Source organism: Cupriavidus sp. 8B, assembly GCF_054589115.1.
Genome location: NZ_BAAILO010000555.1, coordinates 62945 through 77616, shown reverse-complemented (window position 1 = coordinate 77616; position 14672 = coordinate 62945). Strand labels below are relative to the sequence as shown.

Below are 14672 nucleotides of genomic sequence, written 5' to 3'. Positions count from 1 at the left end.
CAAGGAAATCGAGCTGAAGGACAAGCTGCAGAACATGGGCGCGCAAATGGTCAAGGAAGTGGCTTCCAAGACCAGCGACAACGCCGGTGACGGTACGACCACCGCAACCGTGCTGGCCCAGTCGATCGTGCGCGAAGGCATGAAGTACGTTGCCGCCGGCATGAACCCGATGGACCTGAAGCGCGGTATCGACAAGGCTGTCGTCGCTGCCGTGGAAGAGCTGAAGAAGGTCAGCAAGCCCACCACCACCAGCAAGGAAATCGCCCAGGTTGGCGCGATCTCGGCCAACAGCGACACCTCGATTGGTGAGCGCATCGCCGAAGCCATGGACAAGGTCGGCAAGGAAGGCGTAATCACGGTTGAAGACGGCAAGTCGCTGGCCGATGAGCTGGACGTCGTGGAAGGTATGCAGTTCGACCGCGGCTACCTGTCGCCGTACTTCATCAACAACCCGGAAAAGCAGGTTGTCCAGCTGGACAGCCCGTTCGTGCTGCTGTTCGACAAGAAGGTCTCGAACATCCGCGACCTGCTGCCGGTGCTGGAGCAAGTGGCCAAGGCCGGCCGCCCGCTGCTGATCATCGCTGAAGACGTCGAGGGCGAAGCCCTGGCGACCCTGGTGGTCAACAACATCCGTGGCATCCTGAAGACCGCCGCCGTCAAGGCTCCGGGCTTCGGCGACCGCCGCAAGGCCATGCTGGAAGACATCGCCATCCTGACCGGCGGCACCGTCATCGCTGAAGAAATCGGCCTGACGCTGGAAAAGGCCACCCTGAACGACCTGGGCCAGGCCAAGCGCATCGAGATCGGCAAGGAAAACACCATCATCATCGACGGCGCCGGCGACGCAGCTGCGATCGAAGGTCGTGTGAAGCAAATCCGTGCCCAGATCGAAGAAGCGACCTCGGACTACGACCGTGAAAAGCTGCAAGAGCGCGTGGCCAAGCTGGCCGGCGGTGTTGCCGTGATCAAGGTTGGCGCTGCCACCGAAGTCGAAATGAAGGAAAAGAAGGCCCGCGTGGAAGACGCCCTGCACGCCACCCGCGCTGCGGTGGAAGAAGGCATCGTCCCTGGCGGCGGTGTGGCCCTGCTGCGTGCCCGCGCTGCGATCTCGGCACTGACCGGCGACAACGCCGACCAGAACGCCGGTATCAAGATTGTGCTGCGCGCCATGGAAGAGCCGCTGCGCCAGATCGTGCTGAACGCCGGGGAAGAAGCCTCGGTAGTGGTGGCCAAGGTCATCGAAGGCAAGGGCAACTACGGCTACAACGCTGCTTCTGGCGAGTACGGCGACCTGGTCGAAATGGGCGTGCTGGACCCGACCAAGGTCACCCGCACCGCACTGCAGAACGCTGCTTCGGTGGCTTCGCTGATGCTGACGACCGACTGCGCCGTGGCCGAATCGGCGAAGGAAGACTCGGCTCCGGCAATGCCGGGCGGTATGGGTGGCATGGGCGGAATGGACGGCATGATGTAATTTGTGCCGACTGACTGCTGTTTTTTTGCCGGCAGCCTGTCAAAACAAAACCCCCGCGGGTGCGAACCTTCGGGGGTTTTTGTTTGGAATCCACGCTGGCACGCGCACCAATGCCGGGGTATGGGTGTCAGTGGTTCTCGCCGACATAGAACGCTCGGCGCGGATGGTAGAACGCACGTGGAGTGCATGAGCAAAGGGGGGGCGACTTTTTCCCGAACCGCTTGACCGCAATGGCCGTCGTAAGGGCGTAGCGACGACCAGCCGTTAGCGCTCGTTCCTGGTTGCCCTAACACTCCACGATCGCGATGCGCTGGCATCGTTAGAGAAACGACGCTGTAGGCTGCTGGCAGCCGCGGAAGGGTGCGAGTTCGAACAGCTCCCGTCACCGCCTCGATATACTTTCACTATCATGAAATAATCTGGCCGGCAGCCTTGACGCTGGCTTGCCTTCTTCGCGGGGCGGGCCTCCATCCCTGCCGCGCCCGGAACTCAATCTGCCTCAAACGCGAAACGCCCATGTGCCACCAGTTGGCTGAGCGGTTGGCGCTGGTTCGGGTGCTCGCGCGCTTGCAATGCCTCGGGGAGCAGCGACTTCTCGCCTTGCCTACCAATGGCGACTACGGCCTCGATGGCATAGTCTTGCGGCACCCCCAGCGCGTCACGCAACCGGTCATTGTCGAAGCCGCCGATGCCGTGGGCGTGCCAGCCCGAAAGGGTGACCTGCAAGGCCAGGTTGGCCCAGGCCGCGCCGGCATCAAAGGAATGCGTCGTTATCGCCTGCGGCTCAGTCTTGCCGGGTGGGTTCCAGACCGTACGCGACAGGATCACCACCAGGGCGGACGTGCGCGCTGCCCATCCTTGGTTATATTCGGAGAGCGCCGAGAAAACTGGTTGCCACTCCGACGTATCTCGGTGGGCGTAGATGAAACGCCACGGCTGCGCGTTGTACCCCGACGGCGCCCAGCGGGCAGCTTCAAAGAAGCGCAAGAGCGTCGCCTCGTCGATGGGCGCGGAGACCAGCGCTGCAGAAAAAGAGGATGGATCTCATGTTCAGTCGTGCGTGGCTCAGACATCGGAACTCCTAGAAAGACGAGCAGTATCGGGGGCAGCTGGGTCACAGGCACCCGGCGGTGTCTGCCGGAAGCCGGTGCGGTTGGGGAAAGCGTGCCATATTGCTGCGCCGCGGCAAACTGCGAATTTCGCATTGCGTTACTTGAAAATGAACCGCTGCGCATGACAAACGTCGCAGCTGAAGGCCTGCGTTCGCAAGCGGTGCCTCGAGCGTGATAATGCTTACCTGTTTTGCTGGTGATTACGCATGGACTCACCTGGAGCTTTTCGCTATGCTCCGCAAATTCCGGCAATAAAGCCGGTGTTTTGCGAGAGGAGCAAAATGGCAACGAAGAAGACGGCCGCCGCCACGGAGACTGCGGCTAAGAAGGCGGTAGCACCGGCGAAGAAGGCCGCACCCGCGGCGAAGAAGGCTGCATCTGCGCCTGTAGCGAAGCCGCTGAAGGAAACGTTTAACAAATCGAGCCTGCTCGCCCACCTGGTCGCCCAGACTGAGCTGGACAAGAAGGCCGTGCAGACCGTCCTGGCCCATCTTGAGAACACGATTGTGAGCGCGATTCACAAGAAGGGCGCTGGCGAATTCACGCTGCCGGGCCTGTTTAAGGTGTCGGCGATCCAGGTACCGGCCACGAAGAAGCGTTTCGGCAAGAATCCGTTTACGGGTCAAGACCAGTGGTTCGCTGCCAAGCCCGCGTCCGTCAAGGTGAAGGTCCGCCCGCTGAAGAAGCTGAAGGACGCCGCGCTGTAAGATCTGCGGCAGCCTGTAGCGAAAGAAGGGGAGCCATGGTTTCCCTTCTTTCTTTTGTTTGGTCCGCCTCTCATCTCGTACGGTTCGAGGCGTGTATCATAGAAACGACCGTCTCCTCCGACGGAGGTATGGTCGGAATATGTAATGAGTATGAAAGCCGGATCGCGCAGCGCTCGCCTATCGCGCAACGCGATCCTGGGACGGCGCGTTAAGAAGCCGCTTGGTGGGCATGAACACGATTAACCAATGCAGATTCGGCACCTAACGGTACATAATTTCAGGGGAATCGCTTTCCTAGACTGGTCTCCTCGTCTTCCGTTTTGTTGTCTTATCGGTCCGGGCGACTCGGGGAAATCTACCATCCTTGACGCTATAGAGGCCGCACTGTCGTCGCGCTGGCTTAGCTTTTCTGAGGCCGATTTCATTGGTGGAGACACCGGCCGGACCATTCTCATCGAGGTGACCGTGGGCGAGTTGTCAAAGGCCCTCAAGTCCGATGAGCGGTTTGGTCTGTACATCCGAGGGTGGACGTCAGCGGGAATCATTCGTGACGAAGCAGAGGGTGACGACGAGCCTGTACTGACCGTGCGCCTTACGGTGGGCGCCACCTTAGAGCCAGTTTGGGAAGTCTGCTGCAACAGAATCGAGGATAGCCGGACGCTGTCCAACCGCGATCGAGCCCTCTTTGGCTTGGTTCGACTTGCGGGCGAGGATGCCCGCCATTTGGCTTGGGGGCAAGGCTCCGTTCTCTCTAGGCTCACTGGCGACAGTGAGGAGGCTTCTGCCAGGCTGGCAGTAGCTTATAGAGCGGCTCGAGAAAGTGCCAATCTGGGCGAAATTGAATCCTTGGTGAAGGCCGCGACTGCCGCTCAAGGATTTGCGAAAAGCATGGGAGCGTACGTCGAAGGCGACTACGGTCCAGGGCTAGAACTGGGTCGGAGCGGATTGTCATCTGGGTCAATAGCGCTACATGATGCTGGAATACCTTTGAGGCTGGCCGGCTTGGGTACCAAGCGTCTCGCAACGCTCGCAATCCAGAAGTCCGCGGTGTCAGAAGGTGCGATAGTTCTCGTTGATGAAATCGAGCACGGTCTGGAGCCGCATCGAATCATGGGCGCCATTTCCCAGATCAAGCGAGACCAAACTGTGGCGAATCAAGCCGCACGTCCACTAGGCCAGATTATCCTTACGACCCATTCCGACATTGCTATCGGAGAAGCTGGTGCTGGTTCTTTGTTTGTGTGCCGCACGGCGAGGCCGGCGCGCGCTACAACGGTGCTTAAGCCTCCGGTTGCAGACAAGCTTCACGCTTTGATACGATTTAATCCGCGTGCACTCTTCGCACGCAGGATCCTTGTGTCGGAGGGCATGACGGAAGTTGGGATGCTCAACGGCGTTAGGGAATTTTGGCCGCCCCGGCATGAAGACATGCCCTTCGAGCACAACGGTGCCGCGATTGCTGATGGCAATGGAGGGCAGACCGTCGCCATGGCGCTCGACTTGGCAATGCTTGGCTATGCGGTGGCGGTTTATCGGGACTCGGATGTACCGCTGTTGCCCGATAGCATTGCATCGCTCGCCGCTGCGGCGATACCTGTTTTTGAGTACGGAGGCAACCTGGACGTAGAGCATGCGCTCTTTTCTGCGGCCAACGACGAGCAGGTCCAGCGTCTGCTCGCATACGCGCGAGAGGAGCGAGGACTGCACAAGATTAACGACAATTTGCTTCCTGCCCTTGATTTGGAACGCGAAGCTCTGAGCGCTGATTTCGACGTTTGGGAGCTACTGTCCGAACATAGTGGAGCGGTGCTGCGCGACAAGATTGCTGGCGTCTTCGTTGCGAAGAAGTGGTTTAAGGACCAGCGCATCGGACGGGGGCTAGGACCCATTGCCTGGGATATTGCTGCTTCCAACCCAGAATCGCCATTGGCCGTGACGCTCGCAGCCGCTGAGGATTGGCTTTATGCTTAACGCCGAAGACTTGGTTCGGGTCGGCAATGGAGCCATTGTGGCGCCAGCTGGTCATGGGAAAACGGAGCTGATCGCGAAGGTGGCAGGGCTCGGTAGGCGGGCCCTTATCCTGACTCATACCCACGCCGGCGTGCACGCGTTGCGAGCAAGGCTTAAGCGGTTAAAGGTCCCGCATAATGGAGCGGCGGTCGACACGATCGCTGGATGGTGCATGCGCTATGCGCATGCTTTCCCGGGTGCGGCACAGCCATGTGACGGTATGCCGCAAGGCCGCGAATGGGACGAATTGTATGAGGGGACACTCCGCGCTTTGCAGGTGCCGGCTGTACGTGAGGTCATTGAGGCGTCGTACGACCGGATTCTGATTGACGAATACCAAGACTGCCATTGGCTTCAACACGAACTTGCGAAGACGCTCGCGAACATTGTGCCGACATTGGTCTTCGGCGATCCGATGCAGGGAATCTTCGAGTTCGCAGGAGCCAGCCTGTCATGGGACAGGGATGTGTTTTCTTCCTTCCCATTGGTAGATACGCTGGATGTTCCGTATCGGTGGAGGGAGAAAAATCCCGAGCTGGGGCGCTGGGTGGCGTTTGCTAGAGAGCGGCTGATATGCGGCGAGGGTATTGATCTTTCCGCGGGTCCAATCTCCTTTCAAGTGTCTGGTTCAGCCTTCGACATGGCAGCGCTCTTCGAGGGGTTCGATGCTGGTAGCGAAACGGTTGCAGCAATTCACTGTAACAAGGGAATCTGCTACAGAATAGCTGGCGCGACTGCTGGTGGATACCAAGCCATCGAAGAGATGGCGGCCCGTCGCCTATCGGAGTTCTGCAATGCCTGGGATGCATCCGAGTCGCTGCGCGATCGCACGCTGGCTATCAAGTCATTGGTGGATGACTGCTTCAATATCCGCCCCCTGGCAGACGGCGAAGAGGAGTCGGACGCCGACAAGGCTATCAATGTTGAGATTGCGCGGCTCAGAGTTGAGACATTTGGTCCGAATGCTGAGGCTGCAGGCGCGGCGGTGTTTGACCTCATTCGACGTCGCTCCCGATATCGCCTGTTTCGAGGCGAACTGTGGCGCGACGTTGAGCGTGCGTTGTCTGATGTTTCGGCAGGCCGCAGTACCGGAATGGTCGAAGCGGCAGAACGCGTACGTCAGCGAACCACCCTGACAGGTCGCCGTCTACCGCGTCGTACTGTTTCGACCCCCTTGCTATTGAAGGGGCTCGAATTCGACCACGTTGTGGTGCCTGGCGCCGTGCACTACACGAATGAGCAGTTCGCGCAGGCAAAGCTGTTCTATGTTGCAATCTCGCGAGCCACCCGTTCTTTGAAGGTCACCTCCTCGGAAGCCACCCTGCGACTGGCGGCCCCCAAGAATTGATGTTCTAACGCGCAGATTATTCGGGTTCGGCTAATTCCCTCTTTCCGGCAGTGCGAGGCATACTCAGTCCCCCAAATGCTTGCGGAATCGGCAACCAGCATCGACTATAAGTCGACGCCATATGCACTACCTCCCAGCATATGAGACGCTGCATCTACTGTAAGAAGATCGTTCATCAATCAGATTTAACCTTGGAGCACGTGATCCCCCAGTTTCTGGGAGGTGCATACGCGCCTGATTGGCTCAAGACTAGAGATGTCTGCCAGCGCTGCAACAACAATCTCGGTTTGTTTGTTGACGCTGGCTTCGAGAAGGATTGGGTTGTGTCGTCCACGCTTTCGATGGCCGCACACAAGACCTATGACCCATCGGCTGGTGTAGGCCTTCCGCTGATTTGCATGGGGCTAGAGGATGTCCCGCTCCCTGCTATACAGCCTGATGAGTGCTTTGAGGTTTGGCTAGGTCCTGCAGGAGAGAGAGTGTTTTGGGTTCGACCCGTTGATGAGAGCCTGTACTGGTACATGGGGGGAATCCCAGGACAACTAAAACTGCTCACTCGCGCGCGTACTTTATGTTTTCTGCCAAGTCACACACAGATCCTTGGCGCACGATTCAGACGTTCAAGGCTGCGTTTGTTGGTCGGAAGGTGAAGAAGATAGTCTGTACCGACGTGACCGGAATTGACCTCAAGACGATGGGATTTTCGCAACCCGACGACTTGGACATCGAGCGGACCGCCTTCCTTTTCGATTACTGCTCGGGACAGAATGCTGGGAAGGGCGGCTTCTCGATGTATCTCCACCATGCGATAAGGTTTCTCGCCAAGCTAGCCATTGGCTCTGCTTATTGCCTCTTTGGAGAGCGAGCACTTGAGACTAGGTATGCCGAGGAGCTGTACCGCGCACTTTTCTCTCATCCAGAAGGCGAGACTCCAGACATTCTGGCAGTGACGAATTTCGGTAGACCCAAGGATCCCTATATGGACGGGATGTTGGGAATTGAGGGGTGCGTTACAATCATAATAACCGCCTCCGCCGAGGGTGTTCTTGTAAATTTGAATCTTGACGGCTCCATAAACTGGACCGTCAAGTGTGCTGACATTGAATGTTTGGACAGCAATGATCTAGACCGGGTGGGTGTTGGCCGGGTTCTTGTACTATCGCGGCAATTGCAGTCGTCGGTAGAGCTACCCATGCCCCACTACATTGCACATAAAAACGGGAGTGTTCCTAACCCAGTTCTCAAAAATATCGAGTCTCTGGTGGCCGCATCTGGGCGAGGCCGAAGAATAGACGGATGAGCCACATTCTCGAAGTCGGGTCGCGGATTTCCCAACTCGGCGCACCTGTCGCAGACCTTCCGGCACCATTGCCGGAAGCCTAGGGTTTCCTTTCTTTGTCTTGCCTGGTCCTAGCTGCCCGCGCGTGGGCGAATCAGCGTCCGCGTGCCTTGCGGAAGCATCTCTTCTGCGACCTCGAGCAATCCGGATTTGAGGGCCAATGCCTTCAGGCTCCGCTCGCCATAACGCTCCTTGCGTTTCGCCAGCGCGTCGGGTTCCAGGCGTTGTACTATGTCCGCAGCGTAAGCTAAGTCGGTCCACCCATCTGGTCGCTTCGGAGATGCTGCAGCTTCTGTGAGCAATTCAATCAACCTGCTGCTCTGGAGATGAACGAGCTCAACGGCGGCTGTACCTTCGCTGGACGACCAAAAATCCGCAGCCATCTGAAGGGTCTCGGCCATCGAAGCATGCATCGATTTGAGGCGATTATGCATGGCGAGGATCTTCTCTCGCTGCTGCTCCAGATGAGCGCTAGCCTCGGCCATCGACGAAGCTGAACCAGGTTGCCAACGCGGCAGGAAATGGTGCGCGAGCTCGTTGCGCTCAGCGGTTAGCGCATCAAGGTCAGCTTCCAGGGCCTCTCTGTCGGCCGGCTCAAGGTCGAACCGGAATGCCGTGCTGAACCAAGGTTGGGAAGGGTCAACCGGTTCGCGATTTTGAGAATGCTCTTCCGGCGCTGTAAGAAGTTCGCTGCGAAATCTTCTTTGCAGTCCACCCATGGATGTCGTCGTTAGGGCTGCATTTCGCGCCTCAAGTCGAGTCGCGGTGTCCGCCGGTGTCCCCTCGATCCTTGCAAGTCCCAGTATGGCCTTCAATAGGTGTTCCACCTGCTGATTCAGAAGTAGGTTCCGCCCCATCTTGAGCAGGACCTCGTCCGTGAGAGACCGTAGTTCGTCGTCCATTCGCTATTCTAGTTTTGTTCTAGTGGGGCGGCCCTACCGCAGCGGCTTGCCTACCTTCGTATGCCGGTCGAACGAAAAGACATGCTCGGCCGGATGCTCGTCACACCTTCCGACCAGTCGGCCTGGAAACTCCTTTCGCCCATCCTGCAGGTGAACATCTTCTCCGCAAACGGGGCAGCGTCCGGAGTATCGAACAAGTCGAATAACTCGAAGTGCACCGCCGTTCGCTGTCGTTTCCTTCGCGGCTTCAAGCTGGACGCCTCGTTCGCTAAGGGACAGTAGAGCATCGGGGGCCATGATGATGCGCAGGTCGATGAGCCTCCAGAACGGACGGAGGAGAGCATACCCCGACCAGGCCACCATGCCTGCGAGAAGCAGTAGCGCGAAAATCTCGCCGCTCGGCAACCGCGTCGCTTGGGTGGTGATAATCAGCCAAAGGAAAGCAAGAAAGCCGCCGACGAACGCGAGTCCGCCCAAGCCGTACCCAAGGAACAGATACCGACGCCATCCTTTCAGCACAAAGCCGGCCTTCACCAGCGGTCTCACCCAGAATGCTGGGCTCAAGGTCACGTCACGCACGTACGCTATGCCTCCGGGTGGCAGCGGGGCCGTTTGGCCGTCTACCTCTGGCAGCGGTACAAATCCCATCGCGTAGGTGGAGCTGTTTCCGGCGCCGCCGCTGCTTGCGGTCTTCTTCGGCCAAGCGTAGTAGGGAAGGCCTGCCTGGCGGATCGTGTCCTGCATACCAGCCTCGCGCTGATCCAGACGGCGCTTTAGCGTCGTCCATATGCTGGACAGCCAACTGGTGGCGGCCTCCGGGGCCACGTTGTTGCCGACCATTTCCGCCACGTTCGCTGAATTGAATTCCGCCCGTTGCTTGCCGGCCCGCAATCGCTCTAGGGCGGCCTCTGCTAGTGCGCGGGCCATCTTCAGCGCCAAGGTTTCGCGCTCATCTGGCCGGCAGAAGAACTCTAGGAAAGCCTCTAGTGCCGCTTCTTCCTCGGCCGGCGTCGGGTTTGGCTCGACGGCTGACAACCCATCTATGCCATTGATTTTTATGGATAAATTTCTGTTCGCCACAGTTTTGTCCACTGTTGATGGCTGATTCTTTCGCGTCCTGCCAACTAACCTGACCTCACTTTCAACGAGGAGGGTCAGATGTTTCAACGAGACGGAGTATGGACGTTTTCCGTGCTGGGCGTGACGGTGCGGGTTCGGGAATTGCCGAGAAACAACATTGCGATCTTCCACCCAATCTGTGAGCCGGTTCGCGAACTCGTCGAACCGATTTGCCGCGGGCGGGGATTTTGGAGTGCTGAATTCAACAACTGGGTAGTGTTCGAGCAGTTCAAGGGTTTGGTGCTGGAGGAGATCGGGCGGCTAGCCGGGAAGGGCTGATGCGAGGAGGGGGAGTAGGGCAGCCAGGGCAGCGGCCTCCTGGTTGTCCTTCGAGACAGCGCCGGAAGTCTGCCCCGACACCTCCCTCTCTGGAGGGATGGCGCACCTACACGTATGGCGTGAGAATTGCCCCATCGCAACGGAAGTTCTCGCTCCTGTCTGCGCAAAAATACAACAAATTCGAGGGGTCGTATGCGCGCATCCTCCGCGGTATCTGCCCGGCAAGTTCGGGCGGACCGCATAAGCGCTCTGGCGGTTTGGTTCGTCTGCGTCGCACTGTCCGGAACCGCGCACGCTCATGGTGGTGGCCTTGACGCAAACGGATGCCATACCAACCGCAAGACCGGCGAATACCATTGCCATCGCGGGGGCGGGCGAGCCGCCGTAAGCGCTGCGCCCGACCACAACGCGACATCAGCCCGCACAGCAAATTCCTTCGCATCAACCGGCAGCGCGTCGCCCGGCCTCAAGTGCTACACCGGGCCGCGTGGTGGGACGTACACGATTACGGCGAGCGGGCGGAAAAACTACGGCGGGTGTTAGGCGCGGGTTTGCGGGAGGGCTGCTCGACCAGGATTCAGCGAGGCCTGTACAGACCTCGCTGCCATCGGCAATCAATGCTGCGCTGTCGCCCTGGCTGCCCGACCGCAAAGCGGTCCAGACGTATCAGCTTTTCGGATAGAACGCTTTGCACTCGACGCCAAGCGGTCCATCTCGAAGAGTGCTGCCGCTGCAGCAATCAAGCCCGTCACGACCGACATACGTGCCAGTGCGGCAAGCTCCAGGCATGAGCCTCCGCCACTTGGTGCCTTTGCTGTTTGGTCCTCCTGTGGCAATGGCCTCATAGGCGCAGTCATTGGATCGTTGCTGGCTCTTGGGCTTACCTTTGTTAAACACCTTCTCGGTAGCCTTCTTGCACGCTTCGTATACAGGTAGGTCCGCCGCCTGCTTTGCTTTCGCATCGTCCATGATGGCTTTACAAGCCGCATTCTCCGGACTCGCGAAACAATTGAGCCTGTTCCGCAGGCTGGCTGCTGCACTCTCAAGCTCCTGGCACTTCGCCTTGAGCAAATCTGGCGCATCAGCATCCTTGCAGCGCGACTCAAAGAAGGCCGGGGTAAAATCAAACGTCCGCTTACCAGGGCCGGCGCCGCGGTAGGTCACCGTGAGGCACTGCTCAAGACCCGGCAGCAGACAGATTTCACAATTTGCACCGTTGACGCATGCTTTGAATGGAGCGGACTGGCTCGATGGAGCATGCGCGTATTGCGTAGAGTTGAGTGCTGGCTCGAAGACAACGTGGGCATCACAGCCGCCAGGACAGGATTTCCCGTCATCGTACATCGTGATGCGAACGGCATCCTTGGGCGTGTTGGCTTCTGATGCGGCCCATACATCCCCAGGAAGAGGCGCCAAGAGTGTTAGCGTCGCTGAAATCTGCAAAGCGGCCATAGCCGCCCGAGTCATAAATCCCATCTCCAATCTCCCTTTTGCTAGTCGCTTCGTTTGTGGTCGCTGGGCCATACGTCTACCTCGGCGCCGATCGCACGCCTATGGTGGCGGGCTAGACAGAGACGAAGGCCATACCAACCGCAGGACCGGGAATACCACTGTTATCGCAGCGGCGGCCGAGCGAGTGTAAGCGCGGCATCCGACCGGAACGCGGGATGAAACCCGTTGCAGTTTTATGTGGGCAACACAGCTGCCTGCAGCCCACTTCGCCCCCCAAGGCCAGCCAGGTGACGCTCCTATCTAGCGCGGCCCCTGCGCTGGTGTGCCGATACCTTTCCCAGCGTAGGAGCTTGATGAGCAGAATCGTTATCCCGTCTTGCTCAGATGCACTCCGAAATCAGAACAGGGTCAACTGTTGTTCCCTGGTCCGTAATCAAGTTCTTCAGGGCTCCCATATACGAGAAGTACTGGGCTGCCGCAGTGTCATCCAGTTTGGAGGGGAGGGGCAGCAATGCTGCAACCTTCGCGTTATACAGCCCGTGCACTGACAAGCTCACTGATCCGTTGAACTTGCTCGCACTTGCGTTGGCAGAAAGGAAGCCAAACAGGTTCGCCAGTGAAAGGGATCCGCTGGTAGATGTGTAGCGGATATTCATCTGAATGGCGACCCCGTATTTTTCCTTGCCATCAGAGCGATACTGTTTGAACGAATAGATGGTGAGGAACTCGTTGCCGCTGGCCGACGCCGTGTTGGTCAACACTGCCAACGTACCGTCCGTTTTGACCTGGTAGGTCGTTAGCGCTGTATCAAATTCATTAAGCTGTTCGCCCTTGATCTCCAAGTCCTTGGTCGTCGATGTTGCCACGAGCGCGCGGTTTGGAGCGAATAAAGGCTTGACCTCCTCCGGCTTAACCTGCGTGTTCAGCAGCGCTTCGGGGGAACTGCACTTCGCATCTGCAGCCCAAAGGGAAGACGGCGCGAGAACCAGCGTTAGCGCGCTGATTGCAACACCGAGAGAAATATTCTTGATCATAGAAACTACCTCCGAATATTCACATTTTTTTGTCGCTGCTCAAGAGCACGAAGCATCCGCAGGTAGCCAAGGTGCACAAAGCAGTAGGCTGTGAGGATACGTCACCTCACTCAACCCTGCATTGCAATATGCGCCCAACGAAAGGGGGAAGTGGAGATAGCGAATGATATTTGGCATTGCTGGCATTCGCTCCAGCTGGCTGGAAAGCCGCAATCTCTTACCGTTTGATGAGTTCAATGCTTGGGCGGCTGAGCGAAGAGCTAACGCGCAAAGAGGAGCGCCGCCAGGGCATGCGGATGCTGAGCTGGGAGACTGAATTGCGAGATCCGCCAGGCTTCCCGCACTAAACTCAAGGATATTGCAGGTAGTCCGGAATCCGGTCGCTTTCGAAACTGTCAGCCGCAAACGCAGAGGGATGAGTTGCCATGATCGCCGCGGCAAACGCGGCCAAAATGAGGATTAACTTGAACATGGGTAGATGCTGAAAAACATCGAGCGATCAATTGCCGAATCTGTTGACGTTCCTTGGCGCGAAACTCTGCGTTCCCTCGCGGCAAAGCCGACAGTCATAAAAATGGCGTCGAGTCGATCGCAGATAAGTATTCTATAGATTTTGCGTATCGTTTTATCTGCGCATGTTGGCTTGATTCTGGTGAAAATCTGCGCGAATGTCTTCCATGTCGCATATTTTTGCGCGCCCTGCGGAGTCTACGGGAGTTAGCGTGTTCGGTAAAACGGCTGTGGGAGGTCTTGACGTCCTCGCCCGCCCTAAAGGGCGGGGATTCCTTCTGCAAGACGGCCACGTCCGGCCGCGAAACTGGAAGATGTCGAGCCGCCTTGCAGTCCCGTGCCTACGGCACGGGCGAGCATCCCCTTCTTGAGGATGTTCTTTGCTGCGTTGACGTCACGGTCGTGCAGCGTGCCGCAGACCTCACATGCCCAGCTTCTCATTCCAAGACCTGCGACACCTTTCGGTCCGGTGCGCGTATCGCAGCACGAACAGGTCTGGGTTGAATACGCTTCGTCGACTTCCTCGAACCATACGCCGGCGTCTGCGCCCTTGTACTGCAACATGGTCCGGAACGCGCTCCAGCCTGCGTCGAGCACCGACTTTGCCAGTCGAGTTTGCGCCAGGGCGGACGCGTTCACGTTGCCGATGAAGATGGCACCGTACTCCTTGACGAGCGCAGTGCTGAGTTTATGCAGTGCGTCCTTGCGCCGGGCCTTCACCTTGGCGTGAAGTGCGGCGACACGCTGCTTCTTGTTCGCGCGCTGGGCGGCGGCGATTGCCGGTGCCAGGTCGCGATGGAAGCGGTGGGCCTCAACCTTCAACCCATCGCTCGTAGCGAGGAAATCCTTCAGACCGAGGTCAATGCCAACGGCCTTCGTCTCTCGCGACATCGGCGGCTGCTTGAGCTGGATGGTGACATTCAGATACCATCGTCCGCGGCTGTCTTCGCTGAAGCAGCCTGTGCCCAGCTCATACTGTTGCAGGCCAAAGCTGTCCCACAATGAGAGTGGCTTGCCGCAGTACCAGACCTGCCCGCCCCTGTATCGCAAGGCCGAGGCCTTCACCGGAATCCAGCCGAGCGAGCGCCGTGTACCGGCTGACTTGCGCCACGCCAGGCGGCGTTTCTTGAACTGCCGGCGGCGTGTCACCAGCTCCTTGCTGATAGCCTGCACCGTTTGCGAGTGCAAAGACAGGCCTTGCTTCGTCGCGCCTGCCGTGTATCGGTCCAGCTCCGCACTGGAGCAAAATCGGCCTTCGCGCTGGAGGATTTTTAGCGACAGCTCGTTCAAATAGTTTCACACGAAATTCACCTCCCGTGCTTGCGCACGCAGCAAAGCTGCATGGCGGTCTTTCAGGCGCAGGCGCAAGGTGCGAGTGGTGAAGTC

15 protein-coding genes are annotated in these 14672 nt (G+C 58.4%); 8 read left to right on the top strand and 7 right to left on the bottom strand.

Features of this window, described 5'->3' with window-relative positions; genetic code table 11:
* On the top strand, positions 1 to 1474 hold a 1474-nt coding region (groL, locus tag ACYP5B_RS48235; RefSeq protein WP_459574504.1), incomplete at its 5' end, for a chaperonin GroEL.
* A 489-nt stretch (positions 1475 to 1963) separates the two neighbouring features.
* Here groL and ACYP5B_RS48230 read toward each other — a convergent pair.
* Entirely contained in the window at positions 1964 to 2461 is a 498-nt protein-coding gene (locus ACYP5B_RS48230; RefSeq protein WP_459574503.1) for a nitroreductase family protein, read from the bottom strand.
* Positions 2462 to 2867: 406 nt separating this feature from the next.
* On the opposite strand from ACYP5B_RS48230, the gene ACYP5B_RS48225 reads away from it, so the two are divergent.
* The 5 genes from ACYP5B_RS48225 (at position 2868) to ACYP5B_RS48205 (ending at position 7951) form a co-directional block, all read left to right on the top strand.
* A complete protein-coding gene (locus tag ACYP5B_RS48225) occupies positions 2868 to 3293 on the top strand; it encodes an HU family DNA-binding protein (RefSeq protein ID WP_459574501.1) in 426 nt (141 codons plus the stop codon).
* A gap of 246 nt (positions 3294 to 3539) precedes the next feature.
* Complete coding sequence (locus tag ACYP5B_RS48220) at positions 3540 to 5264, top strand: ATP-dependent nuclease (RefSeq protein ID WP_459574499.1); 1725 nt, start codon at positions 3540 to 3542, stop codon at positions 5262 to 5264.
* On the top strand, positions 5257 to 6651 hold the full coding sequence (locus tag ACYP5B_RS48215; protein WP_459574496.1) for a UvrD-helicase domain-containing protein: 1395 nt from the start codon (positions 5257 to 5259) through the stop codon (positions 6649 to 6651). The genes ACYP5B_RS48220 and ACYP5B_RS48215 overlap by 8 nt, the downstream gene beginning before the upstream one ends.
* A 140-nt stretch (positions 6652 to 6791) precedes the next feature.
* Entirely contained in the window at positions 6792 to 7301 is a 510-nt protein-coding gene (locus tag ACYP5B_RS48210; protein WP_459574495.1) for an HNH endonuclease, read from the top strand.
* Positions 7223 to 7951 carry a hypothetical protein gene (locus ACYP5B_RS48205; protein WP_459574637.1) on the top strand — a complete coding sequence of 243 codons (729 nt, stop codon included), beginning with the start codon at positions 7223 to 7225 and terminating at the stop codon, positions 7949 to 7951. Before ACYP5B_RS48210 ends, ACYP5B_RS48205 begins: the two co-directional genes overlap by 79 nt.
* A 110-nt stretch (positions 7952 to 8061) precedes the next feature.
* On the opposite strand, the gene ACYP5B_RS48200 is transcribed toward ACYP5B_RS48205, so the two are convergent.
* Together ACYP5B_RS48200 and ACYP5B_RS48195 are read right to left on the bottom strand one after the other, a co-directional pair.
* The gene (locus tag ACYP5B_RS48200; RefSeq protein WP_459574494.1) at positions 8062 to 8892 is read right to left on the bottom strand and encodes a hypothetical protein; all 831 of its coding nucleotides are present in this window, start codon (positions 8890 to 8892) and stop codon (positions 8062 to 8064) included.
* 33 nt (positions 8893 to 8925) lie between these two features.
* Entirely contained in the window at positions 8926 to 9984 is a 1059-nt protein-coding gene (locus ACYP5B_RS48195) for a hypothetical protein (RefSeq protein ID WP_459574493.1), read from the bottom strand.
* A gap of 66 nt (positions 9985 to 10050) precedes the next feature.
* On the opposite strand from ACYP5B_RS48195, the gene ACYP5B_RS48190 reads away from it, so the two are divergent.
* Positions 10051 to 10290 carry a hypothetical protein gene (locus ACYP5B_RS48190; protein ID WP_459574492.1) on the top strand — a complete coding sequence of 80 codons (240 nt, stop codon included), beginning with the start codon at positions 10051 to 10053 and terminating at the stop codon, positions 10288 to 10290.
* A 192-nt stretch (positions 10291 to 10482) separates the two neighbouring features.
* The gene (locus tag ACYP5B_RS48185) at positions 10483 to 10833 is read left to right on the top strand and encodes a YHYH domain-containing protein (protein ID WP_459574491.1); all 351 of its coding nucleotides are present in this window, start codon (positions 10483 to 10485) and stop codon (positions 10831 to 10833) included.
* Positions 10834 to 10956: 123 nt separating this feature from the next.
* Here ACYP5B_RS48185 and ACYP5B_RS48180 read toward each other — a convergent pair whose 3' ends face one another.
* The 4 genes from ACYP5B_RS48180 to ACYP5B_RS48165 form a co-directional block, all read right to left on the bottom strand.
* Positions 10957 to 11766, bottom strand: a complete 810-nt coding sequence (locus ACYP5B_RS48180) for a hypothetical protein (RefSeq protein ID WP_459574490.1) — start codon at positions 11764 to 11766, stop codon at positions 10957 to 10959.
* 356 nt (positions 11767 to 12122) lie between these two features.
* Entirely contained in the window at positions 12123 to 12776 is a 654-nt protein-coding gene (locus tag ACYP5B_RS48175; protein WP_459574489.1) for a hypothetical protein, read from the bottom strand.
* Positions 12777 to 13125: 349 nt separating this feature from the next.
* On the bottom strand, positions 13126 to 13248 hold the full coding sequence (locus tag ACYP5B_RS48170) for a hypothetical protein (protein ID WP_459574488.1): 123 nt from the start codon (positions 13246 to 13248) through the stop codon (positions 13126 to 13128).
* Between the two features lie 296 nt (positions 13249 to 13544).
* Entirely contained in the window at positions 13545 to 14576 is a 1032-nt protein-coding gene (locus tag ACYP5B_RS48165) for an RNA-guided endonuclease InsQ/TnpB family protein (protein ID WP_459574487.1), read from the bottom strand.
* Positions 14577 to 14672: the final 96 nt, after the last annotated feature.

Bases quoted from the DNA above. Each gene is read 5' to 3' on its own strand.
- ACYP5B_RS48185 (WP_459574491.1), top strand. From the start codon at position 10,483: ATGCGCGCATCCTCCGCGGTATCTGCCCGGCAAGTTCGGGCGGACCGC.
- ACYP5B_RS48170 (WP_459574488.1), bottom strand. From the start codon at position 13,248: ATGTTCAAGTTAATCCTCATTTTGGCCGCGTTTGCCGCGGCGATCATG.
- ACYP5B_RS48190 (WP_459574492.1), top strand. From the start codon at position 10,051: ATGTTTCAACGAGACGGAGTATGGACGTTTTCCGTGCTGGGCGTGACG.
- ACYP5B_RS48180 (WP_459574490.1), bottom strand. From the start codon at position 11,766: ATGGGATTTATGACTCGGGCGGCTATGGCCGCTTTGCAGATTTCAGCG.
- ACYP5B_RS48220 (WP_459574499.1), top strand. From the start codon at position 3,540: ATGCAGATTCGGCACCTAACGGTACATAATTTCAGGGGAATCGCTTTC.
- ACYP5B_RS48175 (WP_459574489.1), bottom strand. From the start codon at position 12,776: ATGATCAAGAATATTTCTCTCGGTGTTGCAATCAGCGCGCTAACGCTG.
- ACYP5B_RS48210 (WP_459574495.1), top strand. From the start codon at position 6,792: ATGAGACGCTGCATCTACTGTAAGAAGATCGTTCATCAATCAGATTTA.
- ACYP5B_RS48215 (WP_459574496.1), top strand. From the start codon at position 5,257: ATGCTTAACGCCGAAGACTTGGTTCGGGTCGGCAATGGAGCCATTGTG.
- ACYP5B_RS48205 (WP_459574637.1), top strand. From the start codon at position 7,223: ATGTTTTCTGCCAAGTCACACACAGATCCTTGGCGCACGATTCAGACG.
- ACYP5B_RS48225 (WP_459574501.1), top strand. From the start codon at position 2,868: ATGGCAACGAAGAAGACGGCCGCCGCCACGGAGACTGCGGCTAAGAAG.
- ACYP5B_RS48200 (WP_459574494.1), bottom strand. From the start codon at position 8,892: ATGGACGACGAACTACGGTCTCTCACGGACGAGGTCCTGCTCAAGATG.